Genomic DNA, 26,632 nt, shown 5'->3' with positions numbered 1-26,632 from the left:
CCCCAAAAATCAAAATTATTTCTGTTTCCGATAAATATACAGAAACAATTACTGGAGATGTGCGAATACGATAGCGACATCTATCGTAAATGCATCTCCGGGGAGTATCACCATGCGCGTGCTCGTTCTTGGCAGCGGCGTGATCGGCGTGACGAGCGCCTATTACCTGGCCCGTGCGGGCCATGAAGTCACTGTCGTCGACCGCGAAGCGGGTCCGGCGCTGGAGACGAGCTTCGCCAATGCTGGCCAGATCTCGCCGGGCTATGCGTCGCCGTGGGCCGCGCCGGGCGTCCCGCTCAAAGCCATCAAGTGGATGTTCCAGCAGCACGCACCGCTTTCCATCCGCCCGGACGGCACGCTCTTCCAGCTCAAGTGGATGTGGCAGATGCTGCGCAACTGCGACGCCGCCAGCTACGCGCAAAACAAGGAGCGCATGGTCCGCCTGGCCGAGTACAGCCGCGACTGCATCCGCGATCTGCGCGCCGACACCGGCATCGCCTACGAAGGCCGCCAGCAAGGCACGCTGCAAATTTTCCGCACCCAGCAACAGCTCGACGGCGCCGCGAACGACATCGCCGTGCTCGAGCGCGCCGGCGTGCCGTACGAACTGCTTTCGCGCGAAGACCTCGTGCGCAGTGAACCGGGCCTGGCCGCCACCCGCCACAAGCTGGCCGGTGGCTTGCGCCTTCCCAATGACGAAACGGGCGATTGCCAGCTCTTCACCACGCGCCTGGCCGCGATGGCGGAAAAGCTCGGCGTGCGCTTCCGTTTCAACAGCACGATCAACAGCCTCATCTTCAAGAACGACGCCGTCCGCGGGGCGCTGGTCGACGGCCAGCCGATCGACGCCGATCTCGTGGTCGTGGCGCTGGGCAGCTACAGCACACCGTTCCTGAAGAACCTGGTGAACGTGCCGGTCTACCCGCTCAAGGGTTTCTCGATCACCGTACCGATGACAGATGCGGGGAAGAGCCCCGTATCCACCATCCTGGACGAGACCTACAAAGTGGCCGTGACGCGCTTTGACGACCGCATCCGCGTGGGCGGCATGGCGCAGATTGTCGGCTACGACAAGCGCCTCGACCCAGGCAAGCGCAAGACGCTGGAGTTCGTGGTCAACGATCTGTTCCCGGGTGCCGGGGATGTCTCGCGCGCGACGTTCTGGACCGGCCTGCGCCCGATGACGCCGGACGGCACGCCCATCGTGGGCCAGACGCCCGTGCGTGGCCTGTGGCTCAACACTGGCCACGGCACGCTGGGTTGGACCATGGCCTGCGGCTCGGGCAAGCTGCTGTCGGATCTGGTGTCGGGCCGCTCGCCTGCCATCCGCTCGGATGACCTTTCTGTGTATCGCTACCTGGGCGGCACCCAGATGCCGGCAACCAAGCCTGCGCTGGCCTGATCGCATACGCTGCATGCGATAAAAAAGGGAGGCCGGAGCCTCCCTTTTTTTGTCCGGCTGATGCCGCTCAGAACAGGACTTCCGGCACCGCACCGATCGTCTCGCCGCCCGTCAGCACACTCTGCGCAATACCCGGTGCCTGCGTGAGCAGCACATCGGCAAACACGCGTGCCGTGGCGATCTTCGCGCCGTAGAAGTTCGGGTCTTCGCTCTCGCGGTCGATCGCCACCAGCAGCGCACGCGCCATCTGCCAGCCCGACAGCACGATGCCGCACAGGCGCAGATACGGTACGCTGCCTGCGAAGACGGCATTCGGCTGCGCCTTGGTCTCGGCGACCACAAAGCGCACCACCGATTCCAGCGCCTCGCGGCCCGCCGCCAGACGCGCACGCATCGCGTCGCAATGCGCACCGCCCTTCGCCGCCAGCGCCGCTTCCACCTTGGCGATTTCCGCGCAGATGCCCAAGGCTACCGCGCCCCCATCACGCACCGTCTTGCGGCCGATCAGGTCGTTGGCCTGGATGGCCGTGGTGCCTTCGTAGATCGGCAGGATGCGCGCATCACGATAGAACTGCGCGGCGCCCGTCTCTTCGATAAAGCCCATGCCGCCGTGCACCTGCACGCCCAGGCTCGTCACGTCGATCGACATCTCGGTGCTCCAGCCCTTCACGATCGGCACCAGGAATTCGTACAGCGCCGCGTTCTGCTTGCGTGCTGCGTCATCGGCAGCGTGATGGCCGGCATCGCACGCTGCGGCAGCCACATAGGCCAGCGCACGCGCGCCTTCGGTCATGGCGCGCATCGTCAGCAGCATGCGCTTCACATCCGGGTGGTGAATGATGGGCACAGCTTTGGCAGCAGAGCCATCCACCGGGCGGCTCTGCACGCGGTCACGCGCATAGGCCACGGCCTTTTGGTAAGCGCGCTCCGACACGCCAATGCCCTGCATGCCGACCGCATAACGCGCCGCGTTCATCATGATGAACATGTATTCCAGGCCGCGATTTTCTTCGCCGACCAACGTGCCGATCGCGCCTCCGTTGTCGCCAAACTGCAGCACGGCCGTCGGGCTCGCCTTGATGCCGAGCTTGTGTTCGATCGACACGCAGTGCGCATCGTTGCGCGCGCCCAGCGAGCCATCTTCATTGACCATGAACTTCGGCACCACAAACAGCGATATGCCCTTGACGCCTTCCGGCGCGCCCGGCGTACGCGCCAGCACGAGGTGGACGATGTTCTCGGCCATATCGTGCTCGCCCCAGGTGATGAAGATCTTCGTACCGAAGATCTTGAACGTGCCGTCGCCCACCGGCTCGGCGCGCGTGCGCACGAGTGCCAGGTCGGAGCCGGCCTGCGGCTCGGTCAGGTTCATCGTGCCCGTCCATTCGCCCGAGATGAGCTTGGGGACGAAAAGCTGCTTCTGTTCTTCGGTGCCGGCCGTCAGCAATGCCTCAATGGCGCCATCCGTCAGCAGCGGGCACAGGGCGAACGACAGGTTGGCCGCATTCAGCATTTCGATGCACGCCGTGGCAATCAGCTTAGGCAGGCCCTGGCCGCCGTATTCCAGCGGGTGCTGCACGCCCTGCCAGCCGCCTTGGCCGAACTGCGCGAACGCCTCCTTGAAACCCGCGGTGGCCGTAACGACGCCGTCCTTCCAACTGCTCGGGTTACGGTCGCCTTCCACATTCAGCGGCGCAACGACTTCACCGGTAAAGCGGGCGCTTTCTTCCAGCACGGCCTGCGCCGTATCGGCGGTGGCGTCCTCAAAGCCGGGCAGCTTGGCGACGTTGTTCAGGCCGGCCAGCTCGTTCATCACGAACAGCATGTCCTTGACGGGGGCTTGATAGGTCATGTCTCTCTCCAACTCTCGTTAAGCGCGATCAGGACAGTGCCTCATCGAGTGCGTGACGCGCTCTCCTGATGGCGCTCGCGTATAAAAAAGCCGTTTCCAAACAGGTCGGAAACGGCTTTGCGTCGGGCATTGCAGCGCACGTCAAACCAAGCGCGCTGCGCGATGCGATCAGCCCAGTGCGGCCACCAGCTCCGGCACGACGGCATTTAGGTCGCCCACGAGGCCGTAGTCCGCCACCTGGAAGATCGGCGCTTCCGGATCCTTGTTGATCGCGACGATCACCTTGGAATCCTTCATGCCGGCCAAGTGCTGGATTGCGCCCGAGATACCGACGGCGATGTACAGCTGCGGCGCGACGATCTTGCCGGTCTGGCCGACCTGGTAGTCGTTCGGCACGAAGCCGGCGTCCACTGCCGCGCGCGAGGCACCCAGCGCGGCGCCCAGCTTGTCGGCCAGCGGCGTCAGCACCTTGGTGTAGTTCTCGCCCGAGCCCACGCCACGGCCGCCCGACACGATGATCTTCGCGGCGGTCAGTTCCGGGCGGTCGCTCTTCGTCACTTCACGCGAGACGAATTGCGAGATGCCGGCATCAGCCACGGCGGTCAGGTTTTCGGTAGCAGCCGAGCCACCGGTAGCGGCAGCCGGGTCGAATGCCGTGCCGCGCACGGTGATTACCTTCACCTTGTCGGCCGATTGCACGGTGGCAATCGCGTTGCCGGCGTAGATCGGGCGCTCGAAAGTGTCCGGGCCGTCGACCTTGGTGATGTCGGACAACTGGGCCACGTCCAGCTTGGCGGCCACACGCGGCAGGATGTTCTTGCCGTAGGCGGTGGCGGGCGCCAGGATGTGGCTGTAGTTGCCGGCAATGGCCAGGGCCTGTTCGGCGACGTTCTCGGCCAGGCCATCGGCAAATTGGGGCGCGTCGGCCACCAGAACCTTGGCCACGCCGGCTATTTGCGCAGCGGCCTGTGCAGCGGCGCCGCAGCCAGCACCGGCCACCAACACGTGGACGTCACCGCCGCATTGGGCGGCTGCCGTCACGGTGTTCAGCGTCGCGGCCTTGATGGTTTGATTGTCGTGTTCAGCAATAACGAGTGAGGTCATCTTGATCTGCCTGTTCGGTGTGCTTGAAGTTGCTTGCAGTCAGGAGACCGCTTACAGCACCTTCGCTTCGGTCTTGAGCTTGGCGACCAGCGTGGCCACATCGGGCACCATCACGCCAGCGCTGCGCTTGGCGGGCTCGACCACCTTCAGCGTCTTCAGGCGCGGTGCAACGTCCACGCCCAGGTCTTCCGGCTTGACCGTGTCGAGTTGCTTCTTTTTCGCCTTCATGATGTTGGGCAGCGTCACGTAGCGCGGCTCGTTCAGGCGCAGGTCGGTGGTGACCACGGCCGGCAGCTTGACCGACAGGGTTTCCAGGCCACCGTCCACTTCACGCGTGACCGAAGCCTTACCGTCGGCAATCTGCACCTTCGAGGCAAACGTCGCTTGCGGCAGCCCCGCCAGCGCAGCCAGCATTTGGCCGGTCTGATTGGCGTCGTCGTCAATCGCCTGCTTGCCGAGGATGATCAGCTGAGGCTGCTCCTTGTCGACCAGCGCCTTGAGCAGCTTGGCGACAGCCAGCGGCTGCAGCTCTTCGGCAGTCTCGACCAGGATGCCGCGATCGGCGCCGATGGCCATGGCGGTGCGCAGAGTTTCCTGGCACTGCGTCACGCCGCACGACACGGCAATCACTTCGGTAGCGACGCCCGCTTCCTTCAGGCGAACCGCCTCTTCCACGGCGATCTCGTCGAACGGGTTCATGCTCATCTTGACGTTGGCCAGATCGACACCGCTGCCGTCCGTCTTCACGCGAACCTTCACGTTGTAATCGATCACGCGCTTGACTGCGACCAGGACTTTCATGCGCTCACTCCACTAATTGATAAGACGATTTTGCAAAACGCCGGCCATTATAAGGGGGGCCGGTCGCTCGCGTAATTTTTCCGAACGGTCGTGCTATTTTAACCGCGAAAATTTGCCGGACGCCAGTCAAACGTCCGGCAATCTGTTTGGTAGAACCCTCTACCGGATCACCTACGGATCACAAAAGTGGTTACCAAGCCACAATCACCGCATCTTTGTACTTCGCCTTGACGAAGGACTTCACGGCGTCGGAATGATACGCCTTCACGAGCTTGGCGACCCAGGGTTGATCCTTGTCGGCGGCGCGGATGGCAATCACGTTGGCGTAAGGACCCTTCGGGCTTTCGATGGCGATGCCGTCCTTGGTCGGGTCCAGGTTGGCCTTTTCAGCGTAATTGCCGTTGATGGCGGCGGCATCCAGATCATCGAGCGAGCGCGGCAGTTGCGCGGCGTCCAGCTCGACGAACTTCAGTTTCTTCGGGTTATCAGCCACATCGCGCGGCGAGGCCTTGAAACCGGCGTTCGGCTTGAGCTTGATCACGCCTTGCGATTGCAGCAGCAGGAGCGCGCGGCCGCCATTGGTCGGATCGTTTGGCAGACCGAAGCGCGCACCGTCCTTCAACTCCTTCAGCGACTTGATCTTCTTTGAGTAGATACCCATCGGGAAGGTGATGGTCTGGCCGACGCTCACGAACTTGTAGCCGCGCGTGGCAATCTGGTCGTCCAGATACGGCTGGTGCTGATAGCTGTTGGCGTCCAGATCGCCGGCAGCCAGGGCAGCGTTTGGCTGGATGTAATCGTTGAACTCGACGATCTGGAGTTTCAGGCCGTCCTTTTCGGCGACCTTCTTCACTTCTTCCATGATCTCGGCGTGCGGGCCGGCGGTCACGCCGATCTTGATCGGCTTGCTCTGCGCCAGGGCGCTGCCTGCGACCAGTGCCAATGCGGCACCAAGACTCGCGGACCATTGCAGCAGTTGACGGCGGTTCATTGTGTTTCCTCGCTTTGTCTGTCGATTGAGTAATTAACGGTGGCTCAGGCGGCGCACGAGCCAATCGCCCGTCGATTGCACCGCCTGCACGAAGACGATCAGGATGACGACAACCGCCAGCATGATGTCCGATTCATAGCGCTGATAGCCGTAGCGGATGCCCAAGTCGCCCAGGCCGCCGCCGCCGATGGTACCGGCCATGGCCGAGTAGCCGACCAGGCTGACAAAGGTGATCGTCAGGCCGGCGAGGATGCCGGGCATCGCCTCGGGCAGCAACACCTTGTAGACGAGTTGGCCCGTCGTCGCCCCCATCGATTGCGCGGCTTCGATCAGGCCGCGGTCCACTTCGCGCAGCGCAGTCTCGACCAGGCGCGCAACAAAGGGAATCGCAGCAATCGTCAGCGGCACGATGGCCGCGGCAGTGCCAATGGAAGAGCCGGCCAGCAAGCGCGTGAATGGAATTACCGCGACCAGCAGGATGATGAACGGCACCGAACGCACGGCATTGACGACGAGGCCGGCCACGCGGTTGAACACCGGTGCCGACAGCACGCCACCCGTGATCGTCAGATACAGCAGCACGCCCAGCGGCACGCCAAACAGCGCGCCAATGCCGCCTGACACGCCCACCATGGCCAGCGTTTCCCAGAAAGCCGGCAGGAACAGATCGGTCAGGTCAGACCACATGATTGATCTCCTCGACCACCACGCCTTGCTCGCGCAGGAAGTTCATCGCGTTGTTGATGTCAGCGGTTTCGCCCGACGCCAGGATAGCCAGCGAGCCGAACGCCTGGCCCTGAATCTCGTCGATGTGGCCATGGAGAATGTTGAAGTCGAGCCCATAGTTGCGGATCGCCTGCGCCAGCACCGGCTGGTCCACGCCTGCACCGGTAAAGGCCAAACGGAACAGGTGGTCACGGCCACCCTGCTCACGCGCGGTGAGGCGACTTTCCACGCGCGCCAGAACGGACGGCGGCAACTCCTGCGAGATCACCTCACCGATGAGCGCGCGCGTCACGTCATGCTCGGGCTTCAGAAACACGTCGATCACGCGGCCCAGTTCCACAACGCGGCCGGCGTCAAGCACCGCCACGCGGTCGCACACCTGCTTGATGACTTCCATCTGGTGTGTGATCAGCACGATGGTCAGACCGAGTTCGCGGTTGATCTTGCGCAGCAGGTCGAGAATCGAGCGCGTCGTCTCCGGGTCCAGCGCGGAAGTTGCCTCATCGGAGAGCAGCACATCGGGCTGGCTCGCCAGCGCGCGGGCAATGCCAACGCGCTGCTTCTGGCCACCGGAAATCTGCGCGGGGTAACGATCCTTGTGCGCGGACAGACCCACCAGTTCCAGCAGCGGCAACACGATCTCGCGGATGCGTTCGCGCGATGTGCCGGCCAGCTCCAGCGGCAGCGCCACGTTGTCGTACACGGTGCGCGACGACAGCAAATTGAAGTGCTGGAAGATCATGCCGATCTTGCGGCGCGCCTGGCGCAGCCCATCGGCATTCAGTGCGGTGAGCTCCTGCCCCGCCACGGTGACGGTGCCGGAGGTGGGCCGGTTCAGCAGATTGATGACGCGGACCAGCGTGCTTTTGCCCGCGCCGCTGCGGCCGATGATGCCGAAAATCTCGCCGCGGTTGATGGTCAGGTCGACGTCGCGCAGCGCGTGGACGTCATGGTCGCCCGCCCCCCGGAAGTGCTGCGATATCCCCTTGAGTTCGATCATGCGTACAGACAAAAACGGCAACCGCCTGCTTAGGCCGTTGCCGTCTCTTTTTTGTTTGAATGAGGCGCTAGTGTAAGGCAGGCCCCACATGCGAGGAACGATTCTTTCACGATGTCTTTATTACTTTTTCGAATGACATCAATGAATTGTCATCGTTGATAGCCTAAAGCTCGGCAAGCGCCTTGACGTGCGCCACCACGCTGCGGCCAAGCGCACTGAGGTTGTAGCCGCCCTCAAGACAACTGACGATGCGGCCCCTGGCGTGCGTGCGCGCCACTTGCATGAGCTGCTGCGTGATCCAGGTGTAGTCCGCCTCGACCAAGCCCATCTGGCCCAGATCATCTTCGCGGTGCGCATCGAAGCCCGCAGAGATGAACAGCATCTCGGGCTGGAACGCCTCCAGGCGTGGCAGCCAGATGGTTTCCACCACCTCCCGCACGGTCAGGCCATTGGTGTACGCCGGTAACGGGATGTTCACCATGTTGGCCGCCACCGCCTCGGTGCCGGAATACGGATAGAACGGGTGCTGGAAGATGCTGCACATCAGCACGCGGGGCTCATTGCGGAAGGCCGCTTCGGTGCCGTTGCCATGATGCACATCAAAGTCGACGATCGCCACGCGCTGCAGGCCGTGATGATCAAGCGCATGACGTGCGGCCACGGCCACGTTGTTGAAGAAGCAGAAGCCCATCGCACGGCCCGGCTCCGCATGATGGCCCGGTGGGCGCACGCTGCAGAAGGCGTTCTCCAGCTCGCCGGCGATGACCTTGTCGGTGGCGTCCACCGCGGCACCTGCGGCCAGCACTGCAGCCATATAGGTGTGCGGGTTCATCGAGGTGTCGGGATCAATCGGCATATAGCCGGCGATCGGCACACTGGCCACCAGTTCGCGCACGTATTCGGCGCGATGGACGCGGCACAGCTGCGCCTCGGTGGCGGGCGGCGCCTCGCAGGGAACGAGCAGGTCGTCGATGCGGCTGGCGATGAGCTGGTCTTCGATCGCGCGCAGGCGATCCGGACATTCGGGATGGTGCGGTCCCATCTCGTGCCGGAGGAATTCGGGATGCGTATAGAGGCCGGTCGCCATGTTGTTGTGATCCGGTGTGCTTCAGTGTCTCCAGCCGCTACGTTAGCACGGCTGTGCGACAACGCCGCGCGCCCCGGACGATCCAACAGACGCATCCGCTACAATGCCCCGATCCCGTATGAAGCCTGCCCATGAGCCAATCGCTTTCTTCCCGTCGTCCCGTATTGCGCGCCCTGGTGGCTGGCGCAGCGCTCTCCGCGCTCTCTTTCCCGGCGCTCTCGCTGGCTGCAAAGAAGACCGCCAAATCCCCCAAGCGCCGCGTCGCGGTGCATGAAGAAGAGATCGACCCCGATCGCTATCGCAACAACCCGCAAACGCAGGCCTTCATCGGCATGCTGGTCGCGCAGTACAACTTTGACCGGACATCGCTCGAAACGCTGTTTGCGGGCACGGCCTATTCCGCCACGGTGGCGCGCCTGATCCTGCCGCCGGCCACGCCCGCGCGTCGCAACTGGACGGCCTATCGCGCCCGCTTCATCGAACCGATCCGCATCGGCGCAGGCGTGCGGTTCTGGCAGCAATACGGCGACACACTGCGCCGCGCCAAGAACGAATTCGGCGTGCCGGCCGATGTGATCGTGGGCATCCTGGGCGTGGAGACCATCTACGGCCGCGACATGGGCAACTTCCGCGTAATGGACGCGCTGTCCACGCTGGCCTTCGACTACCCCGACACGCCCAACCGCGAAGACCGCAGCACGATGTTCCGCAACCAACTCAAGGACTTCCTGCTCTGGTGCCGTGACACGGGCACGGAGACGTTCTCGGTCCTGGGCTCGTACGCGGGCGCCGTCGGCATTCCGCAATTCATGCCGACCAGCATCCGCGAATACGCCATCGATTACGACCGCGACGGCCACATCGACCTGCGCAACAGCGCGGTGGATGCCATCGGCAGCGTCGCGCGCTTCCTGCAGATGCACGGCTGGGAGCCGAACCGCCCGGTGATGTGGAACATTGCCGGCGATGCCGACAGCCAGGGCATTGCGGCCGCCGCCGCAGATGGCCAGCCGTATCCCGGCATGACGTTGTCCAGGCTCACACGCGCTGGTCTGGCACTGGCTCCGGGTGTGGATACCGCACGCGAGCAGGAAACCGAAGTGCTGATGATCGATCTGCCCACGCCCGGCCAGCCGACCGAATATCGCGTCGGGCTGCGCAATTTCTACGTGCTCACGCGCTATAACCGCAGCTTCTTCTACGCCGCCGCGGTGTACGAGTTGGGCCAGGCCGTGCGGCAGGCGATGCAGGGTTGACCCGCCGTCCACACAAACAAAAAGCGCAGCCGAAGCTGCGCTTTTTTCATGGCGATGCGGCGAGCCGTCAGGCGGGGAAGACCCCCGTCGACAGGTAACGATCGCCCCGGTCGCACACCACGAAAGCGATCGTCGCGTTCTCGACCTCCTCGGCCACACGCAGCGCCACGCACAACGCACCGGCGGCAGAGATCCCGCAGAAGATGCCCTCTTCACGCGCCATTCGACGTGCCATGTGCTCGGCGTCGGACTGGCTGACCGCCTCGGTGCGGTCGATGTACTTCGGATCGTAGATCTTCGGCATGTACGCTTCGGGCCACTTCCGGATACCCGGAATGCGCGAGCCTTCTTCCGGCTGTGCGCCAACGATCTGGATGTCAGCGTTCTTCTCTTTCAGAAAGCGCGAGACACCGGTAATCGTGCCCGTCGTACCCATCGCCGAAACGAAATGCGTGATGCGGCCTTCGGTGTCGCGCCACAGTTCGGGGCCGGTGGTCTCGTAATGCGCAAGCGGGTTGTCCGGGTTGGCAAACTGATCGAGGATGACGCCCTTGCCTTCCTTTTCCATCGCGTCGGCCAGGTCGCGCGCGTATTCCATGCCGCCCTTGACGGGGGTGAGGATGATCTCAGCGCCGTAAGCGGCCATGCTCTGGCGGCGCTCCACCGACAGGTCTTCCGGCATGATCAGCACCATCTTGTAACCACGCACCGCAGCGGCCATGGCCAGGGCAATGCCGGTGTTGCCCGACGTGGATTCGATCAGCGTGTCGCCCGGCTTGATGCGGCCGCGCGCTTCGGCGTGCTTGATCATGGACAGCGCAGGGCGATCCTTGACCGAACCGGCCGGGTTGTTGCCTTCGAGTTTGCCGAGGATGACATTACCGCGGCGCGCGTTGCCTTCGCCGGGAATGCGCTGGAGCTGAACCAGCGGCGTGTTGCCGATGGTGTCTTCGATCGTGAGATAGGCCATGATGCGTGGGGGACGGGAATCCGGCCATTGTAATGCAGCCCAAAGCCCTTCCTCGCACATGGCAAAACGCCTCGCTCGGGGAGCGAGGCGTTGCCGGCAGCATGATCGGCGCGCTTACTTCTTCTTCGCGTCCTTACCGTCCTTCTTGGCGGCGGCCGGTGCCGGTGTAGGCGCCGCTGCTCCGAACGTCAGCCCCTCGTTTTCCAGCTTGGCGAGCGTCTTGCCGCCAATGCCGGACACGCGAGCCTTGAAGTCGGCGGAGTCCTTGTACGGACCGTTCTTGGTGCGCTCCTCAATGATCGACTTGGAACGCTTGGGGCCGATGCCGGATAGCGTCTCTAGCGCAGCGTGATCTGCGGTATTCACGTCGACGGCGGCCCAAGAGACCGACAGCATCGACAGCGACATCAACGCAGCAGCCAACAGCTTCTTCAACATGTGCTTCTCCTTGGTGTTGGGATGAAAAAACCGCCACATGAGGTGGCGGTTTCGACACATCTTAAAGAGCGATCTGGCAACGCCGCAGCGAACGGACAAAAAGTCACACGCTGTCTGGTTGTTGGAGCGCTGGGCGATCAGACCGGTTGCTTCAACAGCCACTGGCAGTAGCGCTCCACACCTTCCTGCACCGTGAGGAACGGCGCCGTGTAGCCCGCCGCACGCAGGCGCGATTGATCAGCCTGGGTGAAGCACTGGTACTTGCCACGCAACGCATCGGGAAATTTCACGTACTCGATCAGGCCTTCCTGAGCCAGTTCCTCGGTAGAAAGCGCCGGCTTGCCTTCGGCTCCGCGCAACGTGTTCACCACCGTCGTGGCGATGTCGTTGAACGGCTGCGCGCGGCCCGTGCCGAGATTGAAGATGCCCGACTTGTCCGGATTGTCGAAGAAGAAAAGGTTCACCTTCACCACATCTTCCACCGACACGAAATCGCGCATCTGGCCGCCTTGCGGGTAGCCGTTGTACTCGCCGAACAGCTTGACGGTACCTTCCGAGCGGAACTGGTTGAAGTTGTGGAACGCCACAGACGCCATGCGGCCCTTGTGCTGCTCGCGCGGGCCGTAGACGTTGAAGTAGCGGAAGCCGACGATCTGCGACAGCGCGGTCGGCATGACACGGCGCACGATCTGGTCGAACAGCAGCTTGGAGTAACCGTACACGTTGAGCGGCCGCTCGAACTCGGGCTCTTCGCGGAACGTTTCCGACGCGCCGTACGTGGCTGCCGACGAGGCATAGAGGAACTGCACGCCTTGGTCCAGACACGCGCGCATCACCGCCAGCGAGTAACGGTAATTGTTGTCCATCATGTAGCGGCCATCGGTCTCCATGGTGTCGGAGCAGGCCCCTTCGTGGAAGATGGCGCGGACCTTGCCGAACTCGCCGCGCGCAAAGCGTTCGACAAAATCGGTCTTGTCCAGGTAGTCGCTGATCTGGCAGTCGACGATGTTCTTGAACTTGTCGGCCCGCGTGAGGTTGTCGACGGCGATGATGTCGGTTTCGCCGCGCTCGTTCAGGCCCTTGACGATGTTGGCGCCGATAAAGCCGGCCGCGCCGGTGACGATGATGGTCATGATCCGTTGATCAGGTGATCAGTTGAAGAGTTCTGCGTGGGTGACGACAGCCGTGCCCAGCTTGCCGACCACGATGCCGCCTGCGCGATTCGCGTACTGCACGGCTTCCTTGATGTTGGCGCCTGCGCCCAGCAGCGTGGCCAGCGTCGCGATCACCGTATCGCCCGCGCCCGAGACGTCGAACACCTCTCGCGCCTGCGCTGACACGTGCAGCACCTCGTGCTCGGTGTAGAGCGTCATGCCTTCTTCGGAGCGTGTGAGCAGCAACGCTTCGAGCTGCAGCTCCCGGCGCAGATTCTGTGCCCGGATGGTCAGGTCCTGCTCCGACTTCCACGAGCCCACCACCTGGCGCATTTCAGCGCGATTGGGCGTGATCATGGTGGCGCCCCTGTAGCGCGAGTAGTCGTCGCCCTTCGGGTCGACCAGCACGCGGCGGCCTGCCTGGCGCGACGCCTCAATCATCTTGCCGACATGCGTGAGACCGCCCTTGCCGTAGTCCGACAGCACCACCACGTCGTGCTGCGGCACCAGCGTGGCGAAACGATCGAGCACCGACATCAGCACTTCGTGCGTGGGCGCGTTCTCGAAATCGACGCGAATCAATTGCTGCTGACGAGCCAGCACGCGCAGTTTGATCGTCGTGTTGACTGCCGGATCACGATGCAGGTGACCGGTGACGTGGCTTTCGCCGAGCAGCGTTTCGATGCTGCGGCCCGGCTCATCGTCGCCGACCACACCGAGCATGGCTGCCTGCGCACCGAGCGCCGCCACGTTGCGCGCCACGTTGGCGGCACCGCCGAGACGTTCGTCCTGGCGCTTGATCTGCACGACCGGTACCGGCGCTTCGGGCGAAATCCGATCGACGTCTCCAAACCAGTAGCGGTCGAGCATCATGTCGCCGACCACGAGGATACGGGCGGCGTGGATCTGTTCGGAAGCGAGCGTGGTCATGAGTCTGGGCGTCGGCAGCGGCCGGTGGGTCGGTGATTACGATTGGGTGGAGCGCCCGATGGCCTGATATTCAAAGCCCGCATCGCGCATGGCTTGCGGCTCGAACAGATTGCGGCCGTCGAACACCATCGGCGTCTTCAACAGGGCCTTCACGGCGTTGAAGTCCGGGCTGCGGAACGCCTTCCACTCGGTCACGATGACCAGTGCGTCGGCATCCTTAAGCGCGTCCATCTGACCGGCGCAGAACGCCACGCGTTCCAGTTGTTCCGAAGAAAGATCAAGCCCCAGCGCATGGCGGGCCTCTTCCATCGCAACCGGGTCATACACCTGCACGCGCGCGCCACGCGCCAGCAGCGCAGCAATCAGGTTGCGGCTCGGTGCTTCGCGCATGTCGTCGGTGTTCGGCTTGAACGCCAGACCCCAGATGGCGAACGTGCGGCCGGTCAGGTCGGCACCCATGCGGTCTTCGATCTTGCCGACCAGCACTTCCTTCTGCTTGTCGTTGACGGCCTCAACGGCTTCCAGCACGTGCAGCGTCTGACCGTACTCCTGCGCCGTGCGCACCAGCGCCTGCACGTCCTTCGGGAAACACGACCCGCCGTAGCCGGTGCCGGCGTAGAGGAAGCTGTAGCCGATACGCGGGTCGGAACCGATGCCCAGGCGAACGAGTTCAATGTCCGCGCCCACCTTGTCGGCCAGATTGGCCATCTCGTTCATGAACGAGATGCGCGTGGCCAGCATCGAATTGGCGGCGTACTTGGTGAATTCGGCGGAGCGCACGTCCATGTAGAACGTGCGCTCATGGTTGCGATTGAACGGCGCGTAAAGCGTACGCATGATGGCCTTGGCACGCAGGCCATTGTTATCGCCATACGTGCCAAGCACGATGCGGTCCGGGCGCATGAAGTCGTCCACCGCGGCGCCTTCTTTCAGGAATTCGGGGTTCGACACGACCGAGAAGCCGATGTCAGACTTGCCGCGCGTAGCAAGCACTTCACCCACTGCAGCGCGCACCTTGTCGCCCGTTCCCACCGGCACCGTCGATTTGTCGACAATCACCTTGAAGCCCGTCATGTGCTGGGCGATGTTGCGGGCGGCCGCCAACACGTACTTCAGGTCGGCCGAGCCGTCTTCATCGGGCGGCGTGCCCACAGCGATGAACTGCACGTCGCCGTGCGCCACGCTGGCAGCCACGTCGGTCGAAAACTGGATGCGGCCGGCCGCGCGGTTACGCTCGATCAACTCCTTCAGTCCCGGTTCGTAGATGGGCACGCCGCCGGCGTTGAGCAGGTCGATCTTCTTCTGGTCGACGTCGAGACAGAACACATCGTTGCCCAGCTCCGCCAGACATGCGCCGGTGACTAGTCCGACATAACCGCTACCGATGATGGTGATTTTCATACGAACACTTAAAGATTGAAGAAGCGCCAGCGCGGCCGTTGCACACACCTGCCGCGCCGGACTGAATTACATGCTGGCGCCGCCACTGCCGCCGAGCGTCTCGGTACGACGCGGAGCATACGTTTCCCAGCGGTTGCAGCCTGGGCACTGCCAATAGAACAGGCGCGCACGGAATCCGCACTCCTGGCAGGTATAGCGCGCCAGGTTGCGCGTACGGCTTTGCAGCAGATCGCGAATCGCGCCGAGATCCTGCGCGCGCTGGATGTCAGCATTGCTGCCCGCCTCAACCGGATCCGCCAACGCACTCTCGGCTACGTCGGCCGTCGCAGGTGCTTCATGGCCGACCGCCTCGGACGCGCGCGTCGCCTCGGCTTCCACCAGCCGCGTCAGCGCCACCAACGAGGGCTGACGGCGGATCTGGTCGCGCATCAGCGCCACGGCATCGTCGATACCGTGCACGTCCAGTTCGTATTTGTAGACTGTATCGAGCAGTTCGGGGCCCAGCCGTGCGTCCATCTTGGAGCGCAACCAGGCGAGCCCCTCTGCGGCACGACCAAGCTGCGTGTACGCCTTCATCAGCCGTTCGGCCACCAAGGGCAAGAACGCAGTGTTTTGCTGTTCGATGCTACGCCAACGCTTGATGGCGCCTTCAACATCGCCCTGCCCTTGCGACACATCGCCCAACTGAATGGTGGCTCGCACATTCTTGGGATTCTCCTGAAGGGCACGTTCCAACCATTCGATGGCGGTCGGCACGTCCTTGCGCTGCAGCGCTTCCTGCGCGACCTCGCAGCAGAACTGCGCGATTTGCACGGCGTAATCCTTGCCTTGCAGCTTCTGCAATTCACGCGCAGCTTCAATGGCTTTGCGCCACTCTTTCTCGACTTCGTACAACTCCAGCAGCACGCGCTTGGCTGGCTCGGCAAATGTGCCTTCCATCAGCATGCGCAGGGATTCCTCGGCGCGATCCAGCAAGCCCGCGCGCAGGAAATCCTGCCCCAGTTCAAACAACGCGTGATCGCGCTCATTGGGGGGCAGATCGGGGCGATTGACGAGATTTTGGTGAACGCGAATGGCGCGTTCGGTTTCGCCGCGCCGACGAAACAGGCTGCCGAGCGCAAAGTGCAACTCGGTAGTCTCCGGGTCCAGCCGCGCAACTTCAATGAAAGCGTCGATGGCCTTGTCCGGCTGCTCGTTGAGCAGGAAATTCAGGCCCTTGAAATACGAGCGCGGAAGCGACGATTGTTCGGTGCGCAACTGGCGGGCATCGAGTCGGGCAGCCGCCCAGCCCAAGCCAAACACCAGCGGGATGGCCAACAGCCACCAGAGATCAAAATCCATGCGTCAGACCTTGGGGCCGGGAACGTGATACGGAGAGTCGGCAACCACGGGCGTCGGCACCTCGGTCACCTCTTCGGCCTTCTTCATGCGACCGATCTGGCGACGCAGGCGGCTCGCCGTAAAGCGATGCCGCATCACACGCGGCGCCATCGCCAGCATGGCCAGCAAGATGCCGGCAACAAAGAACGCCAAGGCAATCAAGATCAACGGTGCGTGCCAGACCACGCCAAACGGCAGCACGAGCGAGACTTCCGCCGTGTTGTGCAGTGCCAGCACGAAGAGCAGCACAAACAACAAGATGCGGATGACCCAGACGAGAAATTTCATGCGGATTCGGAAACGGGCGGCGGTGCAGCAGCCGGATGCGGCACGATTGCCGAGTTGTGCCGCATTGTAGCGGATTCACATGGCGGCCAGCCACGCCAGGCTTGGCGGCAGACAAGCATTGCCTAAACAAAAAACGCCCCGGCAAGCGGGGCGTTCCTGAAACTACCAAGTGCTACCTGGCCTCAGCGCGACATGGCCAGCGGCACCGCCGTGTCTACCGGAAAACCGGCAGCCTGGCGGGAGCTGTCAACCTGTCGCGCAGCCTTTACAGCCGCGAGCGACACGGCAGACTCGCCCTCCGAAGAAGGCTCGCCTTGTCGCTCAAGGCTGCGGTCAACCCGTTCGCGCAACTCCTTGCCGGCCTTGAAATGCGGTACCCGCTTTTCGGGTACCAGCACCTTCTCGCCAGACTTGGGATTGCGACCGACACGCGGCGGACGACGATTCAGACCAAAACTGCCAAATCCGCGGATCTCGATGCGGTGGCCGTCCGCCAAGGCGTCGGACATCGCATCGAGGATCGTCTTGACCGCGATATCCGCATCCCGCAGCAGCAGCTGCGGAAAGCGAGCGGCCAGCTTTTCCACGAGTTCGGACTTGGTCATGGGCATCGTGCGCGCGTCCTCGTCGTTCTTTAGGGTCGACCCGGTGGATGCTTACTGGTTGGTCTCGTTCAGCTTGGCCTTCAGCAGCGCGCCGAGGTTCGTGGTACCAGCCGCGCCGGTATCCGCCGAGAACTTCTGCATCGCTTCCTGTTGGTCGGCGCTGTCCTTCGCCTTGATGGAGACGTTGATGTTGCGCGACTTACGATCGATGTTGACGATCATCGCGGTCATCGTTTCGCCTTCCTTCAGCACGTTGCGGGCATCTTCCACACGGTCGCTCGAGATTTCCGAGGCGCGCAGGTAGCCTTCCACGTCGTCAGCCAGCTGCACCACGGCACCCTTCGGATCAACGGCCTTGATCGTGACCTGCACGATCGAACCCTTGTCGTTGGTCGAGATGAAGTTGTTGAACGGATCGCCCGACAGTTGCTTGATACCCAGCGAGATGCGTTCCTTGTCGACATCGATGGCCAGCACAACGGCTTCCACTTCGTCGCCCTTCTTGTACTTGCGAACGGCTTCTTCGCCAGTCTCTTGCCACGACAGGTCCGACAGGTGCACCAGGCCGTCGATGCCGCCCGGCAGACCGATGAACACGCCGAAGTCGGTGATCGACTTGATCTGGCCAGCCAGCTTGTCGCCCTTCTTCTGGTTGCGTGCGAAATCGTCCCACGGGTTGGCCTTGCACTGCTTCATGCCCAGGCTGATACGACGTTTGTCTTCGTCGATATCCAGAACCATGACTTCCACTTCGTCGCCCAGCTGGACAACCTTCGACGGGGCCACGTTCTTGTTCGTCCAGTCCATTTCCGACACGTGGACCAGGCCTTCGATACCGGCTTCGATCTCGACAAACGCGCCGTAGTCGGTCAGGTTGGTGACCTTGCCGAACAGGCGGGTGCCTTGCGGGTAGCGGCGCGAGATGCCGACCCACGGATCTTCGCCCAACTGCTTGACGCCCAGCGAGACGCGGTTCTTCTCTTGGTCGAACTTGAGGATCTTGGCGGTGATTTCCTGGCCAACCGACAGCACTTCGCTCGGGTGACGGACACGACGCCATGCCAGGTCGGTGATGTGCAGCAGACCGTCGATGCCACCCAGATCCACGAACGCGCCGTAGTCGGTGATGTTCTTGACGATACCGTTGACGATCGCACCTTCCTTGAGCGTTTCCATCAGCTTCTGACGCTCTTCGCCCAGCGTGGCTTCAACCACGGCACGGCGCGACAGCACAACGTTGTTGCGCTTGCGGTCCAGCTTGATGACCTTGAATTCGAGGGTCTTGCCTTCGTACGGCGTGGTGTCCTTGATCGGACGCACGTCGACGAGCGAACCCGGCAGGAATGCACGAATACCGTTGACCATGACGGTCAGGCCGCCCTTGACCTTGCCGGTCACGGTACCGGAGATGATCTCGCCGGATTCCAGTGCCTTCTCAAGGTTCAGCCACGAAGCCAGACGCTTGGCCTTGTCGCGCGACAGGATGGTGTCGCCGTAGCCGTTTTCCAGCGCGTCGATTGCGACCGAAACGTAGTCGCCGACTTGCACTTCCAGCTCGCCCTGATCGTTCAGGAACTCTTCGACCGGAACAAAAGCTTCAGACTTCAGGCCCGCGTTCACAACGACGAAGTTGTGGTCAATACGCACAACTTCCGCAGAGATCACTTCGCCAGCCTTCATATTGGACTTGGCGATCGACTCTTCGAACAGGGCGGCAAAAGATTCGTTAGTTTGGGACATAAAAAATAGGCATCCGCAGAACATGCCTCGCATTGCTTTCGCACAGAATGGGCGAAGACACGCATGCGGGGTTACGAGTTGAACAACCGCCAGCAGCGATATGCCACCGGCACCGATCGAACCGGTTCAGCCGGGTCAGTTTGCCTTGTTGGCGCCCTGCACCTGACGGTACCAGTCCAGTACTTGCGCGACGACTTCATCGACAGTCATGTCGGACGAATCCAGTTGTCGCGCATCTTGCGCCGGACGCAACGGCGCGACACTGCGGGTGCGATCCCGCAAATCACGCGCCTCCAAGTCCTGCGAAAGACTTTCCACTGTAGCAGAAAAACCCTTTGCAATCAATTGTTTATAGCGCCGCTCGGCGCGTGCCTGCACGCTTGCCGTCAGAAACACCTTGAGCACTGCTTCGGGGAAAACCACCGTGCCCATGTCGCGGCCATCGGCCACGAGGCCGGGCGCCTCCAGGAACGCGCGCTGGCGTGCATGCAACGCCTCCCGCACCGCGCCATGCACGGCGATGGCCGAAGCTTGATTGCCAACGGACTCATGGCGCAGGGCCAAGCTCACATCTTCGCCCTTGAGCCAGATGCGATCCGCCTTAAAGCGCACATCCAGTTCGCGGGCAATACGCACGAGACTTTCAACGTCGTGGTCGTCGATGTTCTCGCGCATGCTGGCAAGCGCCACCAACCGGTACAGCGACCCGCTATCAAGCAAGTGAAAACCGAGCAGATCAGCGATCTGGTGAGCGACCGTGCCCTTGCCAGATGCGGTCGGACCGTCGATGGTGATGACCGGGTACGGCATGGAAGCAGCGGTGTCGGACATGATGAAGTGCGTGCAGTTAATTGCGGTTCAGGCGGTGATGCCGCCGAACGCCGTGAAATATTCCGGGAACGTCTTGGCGACGCAGCGCGGGTCGTTGATACGGACCGGCACCGGGCCGAACGCTGCCAGCGAGAAAGCCATCGCCATGCGATGGTCATCGTAGGTGTCGATGCCACCGGCCGGCGGCGTCCATTGCGACGGAGGCGTCACGCGAATGTAGTCCGCGCCCTCTTCAACCTCGGCGCCAAGCTTGCGCAGTTCGGTGGCCATGGCGCTCAGGCGGTCGGTTTCCTTGACGCGCCAGCTTGCGATGTTCGTCAAGGTAGTCGTGCCGTCAGCAAACAACGCAGCCACCGCCAGCGTCATGGCCGCATCTGGAATGTGGTTGCAATCCAACTCGACAGCGTGCAGCTTGCCGTCGTCGCGTTCGGCGCCGCGCACTTCGATCCAGTTGCCGCCGGCCATCACGTTGGCGCCCATGCGATTCAGCGCGTCGGCAAAGCGGACATCACCCTGGATGCTGGACATGCCGACGCCCTCCACACGCACCGGCCCGCCGCCGAGCGCACCAGCGGCCAGGAAGTACGACGCGGAGGAAGCATCGCCCTCCACAAAGATCTCTCCCGGCGCCGTGTAAGCCACGCCGGTCGGCACGGTGAACGACGACCAGCCATCTCGCGCGACCTGCACGCCGAAGCGCGCCATCAGGTTCAGCGTGATTTCGATGTAAGGCTTGGAAATCAATTCGCCAACCACTTCGATGGTGACGTTGCCGGCAGACTCGACGAGCGGCAGCGCCATCAGCAATGCCGTCAGGAACTGGCTCGACACATCGCCGCGCACGCGGATCGGTGCGTCGATCTTGACCGGCGCGGCGTGGATCGCCAGCGGCGGATAACCCTCATTGCCCGTGTAGTCGATGCGCGCACCGACCTGGCGCAGGCCGTCGACCAGATCGCCGATCGGACGCTCGTGCATGCGCGGCACGCCGTGCAGCGTGTACTCGCCACCTTGCAGCGCCAGCGCGGCTGTCAGCGGACGGATGGCTGTGCCGGCGTTGCCCATGAACAGATCGGCCGACGTGTTCGGGAAGCGGCCGCCGGTGCCGGTGACGCGGTATGTGTTCTCGCCCTGGCCTTCGACCGAGACGCCCAGCTTGCCAAGCGCGTCGAGCATGACGCGCGTGTCGTCGGAGTCAAGCAGGTCGCGCACCACCGTCTCGCCCTGCGCGAGTGCAGCCAGCAGCAGCACGCGGTTGGAGATGCTCTTCGAGCCCGGCAGCTTGATGGTGCCGCGCGCCGTCTTCAGCGGGCCAACGTCGAGATGTTCCATGAATCCACTCAGTTCAAAACAAAACGTTATTCGGATTGTGCGCCGGCGGCATTTCCTGGCGCCACGCGTTGCGGCCACGCCAGACGCGCTTCGCTGGCACGGCGGAACACGCGCTCGAGTGCATCGCCATCGCGCTCGGCAATCATTGTCTTCAGGCGGCCGATCACGGCTTCGTAGGTGGTGAGCTCGCGCAGCAGCGCCTCGCGATTCGACAGGCAGATGTCACGCCACATTTCGGGCGACGATGCCGCGATGCGCGTGAAATCGCGGAAGCCACCACCGGCGAAATCGAGTTTGAGCGCACCGTCTTCGGCATTGATGATCTGGGCGACCAGCGCGTACGACAGCACGTGTGGCAGGTGGCTCACGGCGGCGAACACGGCGTCGTGCTGCACGGCCGACATGATGCGGCAATGCGCGCCCGCCGCTTCCCACATGGCCTGCACACGTGCGACATCGCTGCGCCGGTTTTCCTGCAGTGGGCACAGCACGGTCTTCTTGCCGACATAGAGGTCAGCCAGCGCCGCCTCCACGCCATTCAACTCACGGCCGGCAATCGGATGCGCTGGCACGAACTGGCTGACCTGATCGCCCAGCGCCGTCTTGGCCGCCATGATGACGTCGGACTTGGTGCTGCCGGCATCCGTAACGATGGTGTCCGGCCCGAGATGCGGCTGCATGGCGAGCAGCAACGGCAACGTCTGCGCGACAGGCGCGCATAGCACGACCATGTCGGCGCCGCGCACGGCCTCTTCCATCGGCAAGGCTTCGTCGATCACGCCCAGACGGATCGCCGTCTCAAGCGACGCAGCCGATCGCCCGACGCCCACAACATGCTCGACTACCCCCGCACGACGCAAGCCCAGCGCCAGTGAACCGCCAATCAGGCCGACGCCAACAATCACCAACCGGGAACTGGAAAATGAAGAGGCCACAACACCGTCCTGCCAGAAAAAAGCAAAGCGGCATTGTAGCCCGATGTACGCGGCGCCCGATGCCTGATGCGGGGCGCTGTGGCGGTTGCGGCTGAAGTTACGCGGCGGCTTTTTCCCGCGCCAGCGCCGACTCCAGTGCGCCGATGAACGTGGCGTTCTCTTCCGGCAAGCCGATGCTGATGCGCAGCCATTGCGGCAAGCCGTAGTTGCCGACCGGGCGCACGATCACACCTTGCTTGAGCAACGCAACGTTCACGCGCGCACCGGCGCCGTTGTCGTCACCCACACGCACCAAGACAAAATTGCCCGATGACGGCACGTATTCAAGGCCCAGCCGATCGAACGCGTCCGTCAACTGCACGTAGCCGGCAGCGTTCAGTTCAGCCGATTGACACAGGAATTCCGCATCATTGAGCGCTGCCACCGCGGCCGCCTGCGCCAAGCTGTTGACGTTGAACGGCTGACGGATGCGGTTGAGCAGATCGGTCAACTGCGGTTGCGCAATGCCATAACCCACACGCAAGCCAGCCAGCCCGTACGCCTTGGAGAACGTCCGCGATACCAGCAGGTTCGGGTATTGGCGCACCCACGCGGTGGAGTCGTACTGCTGCTCCGGCTTGAGGAATTCGTTGTACGCCTCGTCCAGCACGACGACCACCGTCGGCGGCACCTTCGCCAGGAACGCCGCAATCGCATCGGCCGGCAGGAACGTGCCAGTCGGGTTGTTTGGGTTGGCGATGTAGATCAGGCGGGTGTCCGGCGTGATTGCAGCGGCCATCGCGTCAAGATCGTGGCCGTAATCGCGGGCCGGCACCTCGATCGCACGCGCGCCCACCTCCTGCGCGGCCAGCGCATACACGGCAAACGAGTGCTGCGCATACATCACAGCCTGCCCCGGCGACACCAGCGCGCGAGCGGCCAGTTCGAGGATGTCATTGCTGCCGTTGCCGAGCGTGATCCATGTTTCCGGCACGCCAAACTTGGCATGCAGCGCGGCCTTCAGGCTGAAGCCGTTGGCATCCGGATAGCGCGCCAGTTCATCAATGGCCGAGGCCATCGCGTTCTTGGCTGACTTCGGCATGCCCAGCGGGTTTTCGTTGGACGCCAGCTTGACGATGCGCGCGGCATCCAGGCCGAATTCGCGTGCCACTTCGGAAATCGGCTTGCCGACCACATAAGGGGCGATGGCGCGGACATACTCGGGGCCGAACTGCAAAGACATGGGGTGCTCCTCCGTTATCGACGCTCTGCCCGTGCAGAGCGCCTTGAATCCCTCAATGTGCTGAGGGATAGGACCCCAACACTTTGAAATACGCCGCGTCGTGACGCAGCTTTTCCAGCGCGCGCGCTACCTGCGGGTCACGCTGATGGCCTTCCACGTCGACGTAGAAGTAGTACTCCCACGCGCCGCTGCGCGCCGGGCGCGACTCGAAACGGCACATCGACACGCCGTTCTCGGCCAACGGCGCCAGCAACTTGTAGACCGCACCGGCCTCGTTGGGCACCGACAAAATCAAGGACGTCTGATCGCGCCCGCTCGGCTCCGTCTCGTAATTGCCGATCACGACAAAGCGCGTGCGGTTGTGCGGGTCGTCTTCCACATTGGCACGCACCACGTGCAGGCCGTAGCGGTTGGCCGCCTGCACGCTTGCCAGCGCAGCAACCGTTTCGTCCTCGCCCGCCATGCGCGCAGCCTCGGCGTTGCTCGACACGGCCTCGCGCGGCAGGTTCGGATAGTTCGTGTTCAACCACCGTTGGCACTGCGCCAGCGCCTGCGCATGCGCACGCACCACCTTCACCTGCGACATGTCGCCCGTCTTGTGCAGCAGGTTGTGGTGCACCCGCAGCGCAATCTCGCCGCTGATCTTCAGCGACGTCTGCAAGAACAGATCGAGCGTGCGCGACACCACGCCTTCCGTCGAATTTTCGACCGGCACTACACCACAATCGACCGTGCCGGACTCGGCCGCACGAAACACCTCGTCGATGCTCGGGCACGGCATTGGCTGGATCTCGTGACCGAAATGCGCGATCACCGCCTGCTCCGAGAACGTGCCCGCCGGGCCGAGGTAACCGATGCGCAGCGCCTGTTCCAGACCACGGCACGCCGACATCACCTCGCGCCAGATGGCGGCGATGCTTTCGTCGTGCAGGGGCCCTTGATTGCCCGACTGCATCTTACGGATGACCTGCAGCTCGCGGTCCGGCCGGAACGCCGGCGACGAATAGCGCTTCTTCACCTCGCCCACTTCCTGCGCCACCTTGGCGCGGTCGGAAAGCAGCGAAAGCAGCTGGTTGTCGATGGCGTCGATCTGCGTGCGCAACGGCGCAAGCTCGGCCGCCAACGCGGCGTCCTTGTTTTGCTTCGTATCGTCTGACTGACTGGTCATTGTAGGAATCGGGTTCGGCAACGGATTGCAAATTGCCGCGCGAAGCGGGCGCTTCACGCAATGTTCTGCCGTGATTGAGGGTCAGCCTTACGCGGACACTCTTTCAAACTCGCGCATGAAGTCGACCAGCGCCTCAACACCCTCCAGCGGCATCGCGTTGTAGATGCTCGCCCGCATGCCGCCCACGGACTTGTGGCCCTTGAGCTGCACCAGCCCCCGCTCGCGCGCCTGCGCGAGGAACGCCTCGCTGCGGGACTCGTCGTTGAGGAAGAACGGCACGTTCATGCGCGACCGGCACGTTGGATGGATTTCATTGCGGTAGAAGCTGCTGGCGTCGATGAAGTCGTACAGCATCTTCGACTTGATGATGTTGCGCGTCTCCAGCGCTTCCACGCCACCTTGGCGCTTGATCCACTGGAACACAAGCCCCGCGATGTAGATGGCGTAAGTGGGCGGCGTGTTGTACATCGAGCCGTTCTCGGCCACGAGGCGCCAGTTGAATGCCGACGGGCACAGAGGGTGCGCATGACCCAGAAGGTCCTTGCGGACGATGGCAATCGTCAGGCCGGCAGGGCCGATGTTTTTCTGCGCGCCGCCGTACAGGACCTGGTAGCCGTTCCAGTCGATCGGCCGCGAAAGGATGTGGCTCGACACGTCAGACACCACCACTCGCCCGTGCGCCTGACCGACGTCAGGCGTCTCCTGATATTCAACGCCGACAATGGTCTCGTTCGTGCACAGGTGCACGTAGGCCGCGTCCGAGGACAGCTTCCAGCTCGACACATCCGGGATCTTGTGGAAGCGCTCGGTCTCGCTGGTGGCGGCGATGTTCACCTCGCCGTACTTGCGCGCCTCCTGCTGCGACTTGACCGACCACGTACCGGTGACGACGTAGTCAGCCTTCGGAGCATCGGCCGAGAGCCGACGCATCAGGTTCAGCGGAACGATGGCGTTCTCGGCGATGGCGCCGCCTTGCAGGAAGAGGATTTCGTAGTTGTCCGGCACGGCCAGCAACTGCCGCAGATCGCTGAACGCTGCCGCCAGAATGCTTTCAAATTCCCGCCCGCGATGGCTCATTTCCATCACGCTCATGCCGCTGCCGTGCCAGGACACCATCTCCTCCTTCGCCTGTTCCAGCACCTCGAGCGGCAGCACTGCCGGCCCTGCCGAAAAGTTGTACACACGCGCCTGGCTGGCTTGGAGGGCTCGATCCGCTTGGTTCATAGGACGAAGGGCAAAAGAAAAATGGCTGTCTGGGCGCAAACCCAAACAGCCATTATCTACCAACTGACAGCCCGAGGGGGATTGTGCCCCGATCGTCTGCCTATGCCGGTCAATTACTTCGCAGCAGCGGCAACTTCCTTGTCAGCCATGTCGCGCATCTTCTTGCCGACTTGCGGACCGTACTTCTGCATCACGTTGCCCCACACTTCCTGCATGGCCTTGCCTTGGTTAGCCATGAACTTCTGGCCGCTCGGCGTTTTCAGGAACGTGGTCAGATCCTTGATTTCCTGGGTCGAGTAGTACTTGCCCAGCGAGTCATAGTGGGCTTGCAGGGCGTCCTTGCGGAAGGCTTCCGTGTCGAAGTCCTTGCCAGCGCCGTCGGTCATGCGCTGCACGGCGCCGTTCTTCTTCAGCTTGTCGACAGCGGCTTGCTTCTGCTTGTCGTTCAGAGTCTTGTTCTCGACCAGTGCCTGCTCCAGCACCAGCGGGGCTTCCTGCTTAGCGCCGCTGGCCAACACTTCACCCTGACCCTTGATGGCCGCGTCGACGTTCATCGTCGTCAGCAGGTCCTTGATGGCAGCCGTCTTGTCAGCGTCGCCAGCCTGCGCGAACGCAAACAGCGGAGCGAAACCAGCCACCACGATCAGATGTTTGAGTTTGAGACTCTTGTGCATTGTTGCTCCCTTGAGATAAGCGTTGCGTTTAGGCCGGGCGTGTGATTCAAAAGTTCCAGGCCCTTGCCGCGCACAGGTCCGGCATCATGACAGAACTGCGCCCAACGGCAAGCAAAAGATG

25 protein-coding genes are annotated in these 26,632 nt (G+C 62.9%); 2 read left to right on the top strand and 23 right to left on the bottom strand.

The features are described 5' to 3' along the window. Positions 1-112: 112 nt before the first annotated feature. Complete coding sequence (locus CFE42_RS13070) at positions 113-1,402, top strand: D-amino acid dehydrogenase (RefSeq protein ID WP_251471209.1); 1,290 nt, start codon at positions 113-115, stop codon at positions 1,400-1,402. 67 nt (positions 1,403-1,469) lie between these two features. Here CFE42_RS13070 and CFE42_RS13065 read toward each other — a convergent pair whose 3' ends face one another. The 7 genes from CFE42_RS13065 to CFE42_RS13035 form a co-directional block, all read right to left on the bottom strand. Beyond that, positions 1,470-3,254 carry an acyl-CoA dehydrogenase gene (locus CFE42_RS13065; RefSeq protein WP_004629165.1) on the bottom strand — a complete coding sequence of 595 codons (1,785 nt, stop codon included), beginning with the start codon at positions 3,252-3,254 and terminating at the stop codon, positions 1,470-1,472. A gap of 168 nt (positions 3,255-3,422) precedes the next feature. Continuing rightward, positions 3,423-4,358 (bottom strand): FAD-binding protein, encoded by a 936-nt coding sequence (locus CFE42_RS13060; protein WP_004629168.1) that lies wholly within the window; start codon positions 4,356-4,358, stop codon positions 3,423-3,425. A gap of 51 nt (positions 4,359-4,409) precedes the next feature. Beyond that, the gene (locus tag CFE42_RS13055; protein ID WP_004629169.1) at positions 4,410-5,159 is read right to left on the bottom strand and encodes an electron transfer flavoprotein subunit beta/FixA family protein; all 750 of its coding nucleotides are present in this window, start codon (positions 5,157-5,159) and stop codon (positions 4,410-4,412) included. A 190-nt stretch (positions 5,160-5,349) separates the two neighbouring features. Further along, the gene (locus CFE42_RS13050) at positions 5,350-6,150 is read right to left on the bottom strand and encodes a MetQ/NlpA family ABC transporter substrate-binding protein (protein ID WP_004629171.1); all 801 of its coding nucleotides are present in this window, start codon (positions 6,148-6,150) and stop codon (positions 5,350-5,352) included. Positions 6,151-6,183: 33 nt separating this feature from the next. Next, entirely contained in the window at positions 6,184-6,837 is a 654-nt protein-coding gene (locus tag CFE42_RS13045; protein WP_004629172.1) for a methionine ABC transporter permease, read from the bottom strand. After that, positions 6,827-7,876: a methionine ABC transporter ATP-binding protein gene (locus tag CFE42_RS13040; RefSeq protein WP_024973156.1), complete on the bottom strand. Its 1,050-nt coding sequence runs from the start codon at positions 7,874-7,876 to the stop codon at positions 6,827-6,829. The genes CFE42_RS13045 and CFE42_RS13040 overlap by 11 nt, the downstream gene beginning before the upstream one ends. A 163-nt stretch (positions 7,877-8,039) precedes the next feature. Beyond that, positions 8,040-8,963, bottom strand: a complete 924-nt coding sequence (locus CFE42_RS13035) for a histone deacetylase family protein (protein ID WP_004629176.1) — start codon at positions 8,961-8,963, stop codon at positions 8,040-8,042. 131 nt (positions 8,964-9,094) lie between these two features. On the opposite strand from CFE42_RS13035, the gene mltB reads away from it, so the two are divergent. Continuing rightward, positions 9,095-10,219, top strand: a complete 1,125-nt coding sequence (gene mltB / locus CFE42_RS13030; RefSeq protein ID WP_004629178.1) for a lytic murein transglycosylase B — start codon at positions 9,095-9,097, stop codon at positions 10,217-10,219. Positions 10,220-10,286: 67 nt separating this feature from the next. Here the strand turns inward: mltB and cysM are convergent, their stop codons facing one another. From cysM to CFE42_RS12950, 16 genes are all read right to left on the bottom strand, one after another. Then, the gene (gene cysM, locus CFE42_RS13025) at positions 10,287-11,189 is read right to left on the bottom strand and encodes a cysteine synthase CysM (RefSeq protein WP_012435143.1); all 903 of its coding nucleotides are present in this window, start codon (positions 11,187-11,189) and stop codon (positions 10,287-10,289) included. 114 nt (positions 11,190-11,303) lie between these two features. After that, a complete protein-coding gene (locus CFE42_RS13020) occupies positions 11,304-11,627 on the bottom strand; it encodes a helix-hairpin-helix domain-containing protein (RefSeq protein ID WP_004629183.1) in 324 nt (107 codons plus the stop codon). Positions 11,628-11,764: 137 nt separating this feature from the next. Then, positions 11,765-12,760 (bottom strand): ADP-glyceromanno-heptose 6-epimerase, encoded by a 996-nt coding sequence (gene rfaD / locus CFE42_RS13015; RefSeq protein ID WP_004629184.1) that lies wholly within the window; start codon positions 12,758-12,760, stop codon positions 11,765-11,767. Positions 12,761-12,778: 18 nt separating this feature from the next. After that, positions 12,779-13,711 (bottom strand): D-glycero-beta-D-manno-heptose-7-phosphate kinase, encoded by a 933-nt coding sequence (gene rfaE1, locus CFE42_RS13010; protein WP_004629186.1) that lies wholly within the window; start codon positions 13,709-13,711, stop codon positions 12,779-12,781. Positions 13,712-13,747: 36 nt separating this feature from the next. Then, entirely contained in the window at positions 13,748-15,112 is a 1,365-nt protein-coding gene (locus CFE42_RS13005) for a UDP-glucose/GDP-mannose dehydrogenase family protein (protein WP_004629188.1), read from the bottom strand. A gap of 66 nt (positions 15,113-15,178) precedes the next feature. Next, positions 15,179-16,453, bottom strand: coding sequence for a lipopolysaccharide assembly protein LapB (gene lapB, locus CFE42_RS13000; RefSeq protein WP_004629189.1), 1,275 nt, complete (start codon positions 16,451-16,453; stop codon positions 15,179-15,181). A gap of 3 nt (positions 16,454-16,456) precedes the next feature. Beyond that, positions 16,457-16,780: a lipopolysaccharide assembly protein LapA domain-containing protein gene (locus CFE42_RS12995; protein WP_004629192.1), complete on the bottom strand. Its 324-nt coding sequence runs from the start codon at positions 16,778-16,780 to the stop codon at positions 16,457-16,459. A 182-nt stretch (positions 16,781-16,962) separates the two neighbouring features. Next, positions 16,963-17,391, bottom strand: a complete 429-nt coding sequence (locus tag CFE42_RS12990) for an integration host factor subunit beta (RefSeq protein WP_004629193.1) — start codon at positions 17,389-17,391, stop codon at positions 16,963-16,965. A 45-nt stretch (positions 17,392-17,436) separates the two neighbouring features. Next, positions 17,437-19,125, bottom strand: a complete 1,689-nt coding sequence (gene rpsA / locus CFE42_RS12985; RefSeq protein WP_004629196.1) for a 30S ribosomal protein S1 — start codon at positions 19,123-19,125, stop codon at positions 17,437-17,439. Positions 19,126-19,260: 135 nt separating this feature from the next. Then, positions 19,261-19,956: a (d)CMP kinase gene (cmk, locus tag CFE42_RS12980; protein WP_004629197.1), complete on the bottom strand. Its 696-nt coding sequence runs from the start codon at positions 19,954-19,956 to the stop codon at positions 19,261-19,263. Between the two features lie 27 nt (positions 19,957-19,983). Then, on the bottom strand, positions 19,984-21,288 hold the full coding sequence (gene aroA / locus CFE42_RS12975; protein ID WP_004629199.1) for a 3-phosphoshikimate 1-carboxyvinyltransferase: 1,305 nt from the start codon (positions 21,286-21,288) through the stop codon (positions 19,984-19,986). 26 nt (positions 21,289-21,314) lie between these two features. Beyond that, on the bottom strand, positions 21,315-22,223 hold the full coding sequence (locus CFE42_RS12970) for a prephenate dehydrogenase (RefSeq protein WP_004629202.1): 909 nt from the start codon (positions 22,221-22,223) through the stop codon (positions 21,315-21,317). Between the two features lie 97 nt (positions 22,224-22,320). Then, the gene (gene hisC, locus CFE42_RS12965) at positions 22,321-23,445 is read right to left on the bottom strand and encodes a histidinol-phosphate transaminase (RefSeq protein WP_004629203.1); all 1,125 of its coding nucleotides are present in this window, start codon (positions 23,443-23,445) and stop codon (positions 22,321-22,323) included. Between the two features lie 52 nt (positions 23,446-23,497). Then, complete coding sequence (pheA, locus tag CFE42_RS12960; protein WP_004629206.1) at positions 23,498-24,613, bottom strand: prephenate dehydratase; 1,116 nt, start codon at positions 24,611-24,613, stop codon at positions 23,498-23,500. Positions 24,614-24,700: 87 nt separating this feature from the next. Then, complete coding sequence (gene serC, locus CFE42_RS12955; protein ID WP_004629207.1) at positions 24,701-25,837, bottom strand: 3-phosphoserine/phosphohydroxythreonine transaminase; 1,137 nt, start codon at positions 25,835-25,837, stop codon at positions 24,701-24,703. Positions 25,838-25,950: 113 nt separating this feature from the next. Beyond that, entirely contained in the window at positions 25,951-26,511 is a 561-nt protein-coding gene (locus tag CFE42_RS12950) for a DUF2059 domain-containing protein (protein WP_004629209.1), read from the bottom strand. Between the last annotated feature and the right edge of the window lie 121 nt (positions 26,512-26,632).

This window comes from Ralstonia sp. PBBBR1 (genome assembly GCF_002256165.1).
GTDB classification, from domain to species: domain Bacteria; phylum Pseudomonadota; class Gammaproteobacteria; order Burkholderiales; family Burkholderiaceae; genus Ralstonia; species Ralstonia thomasii.
Note: the sequence above shows the minus strand (reverse complement) of the source record. Positions and strands in the feature narration are given on the sequence as shown.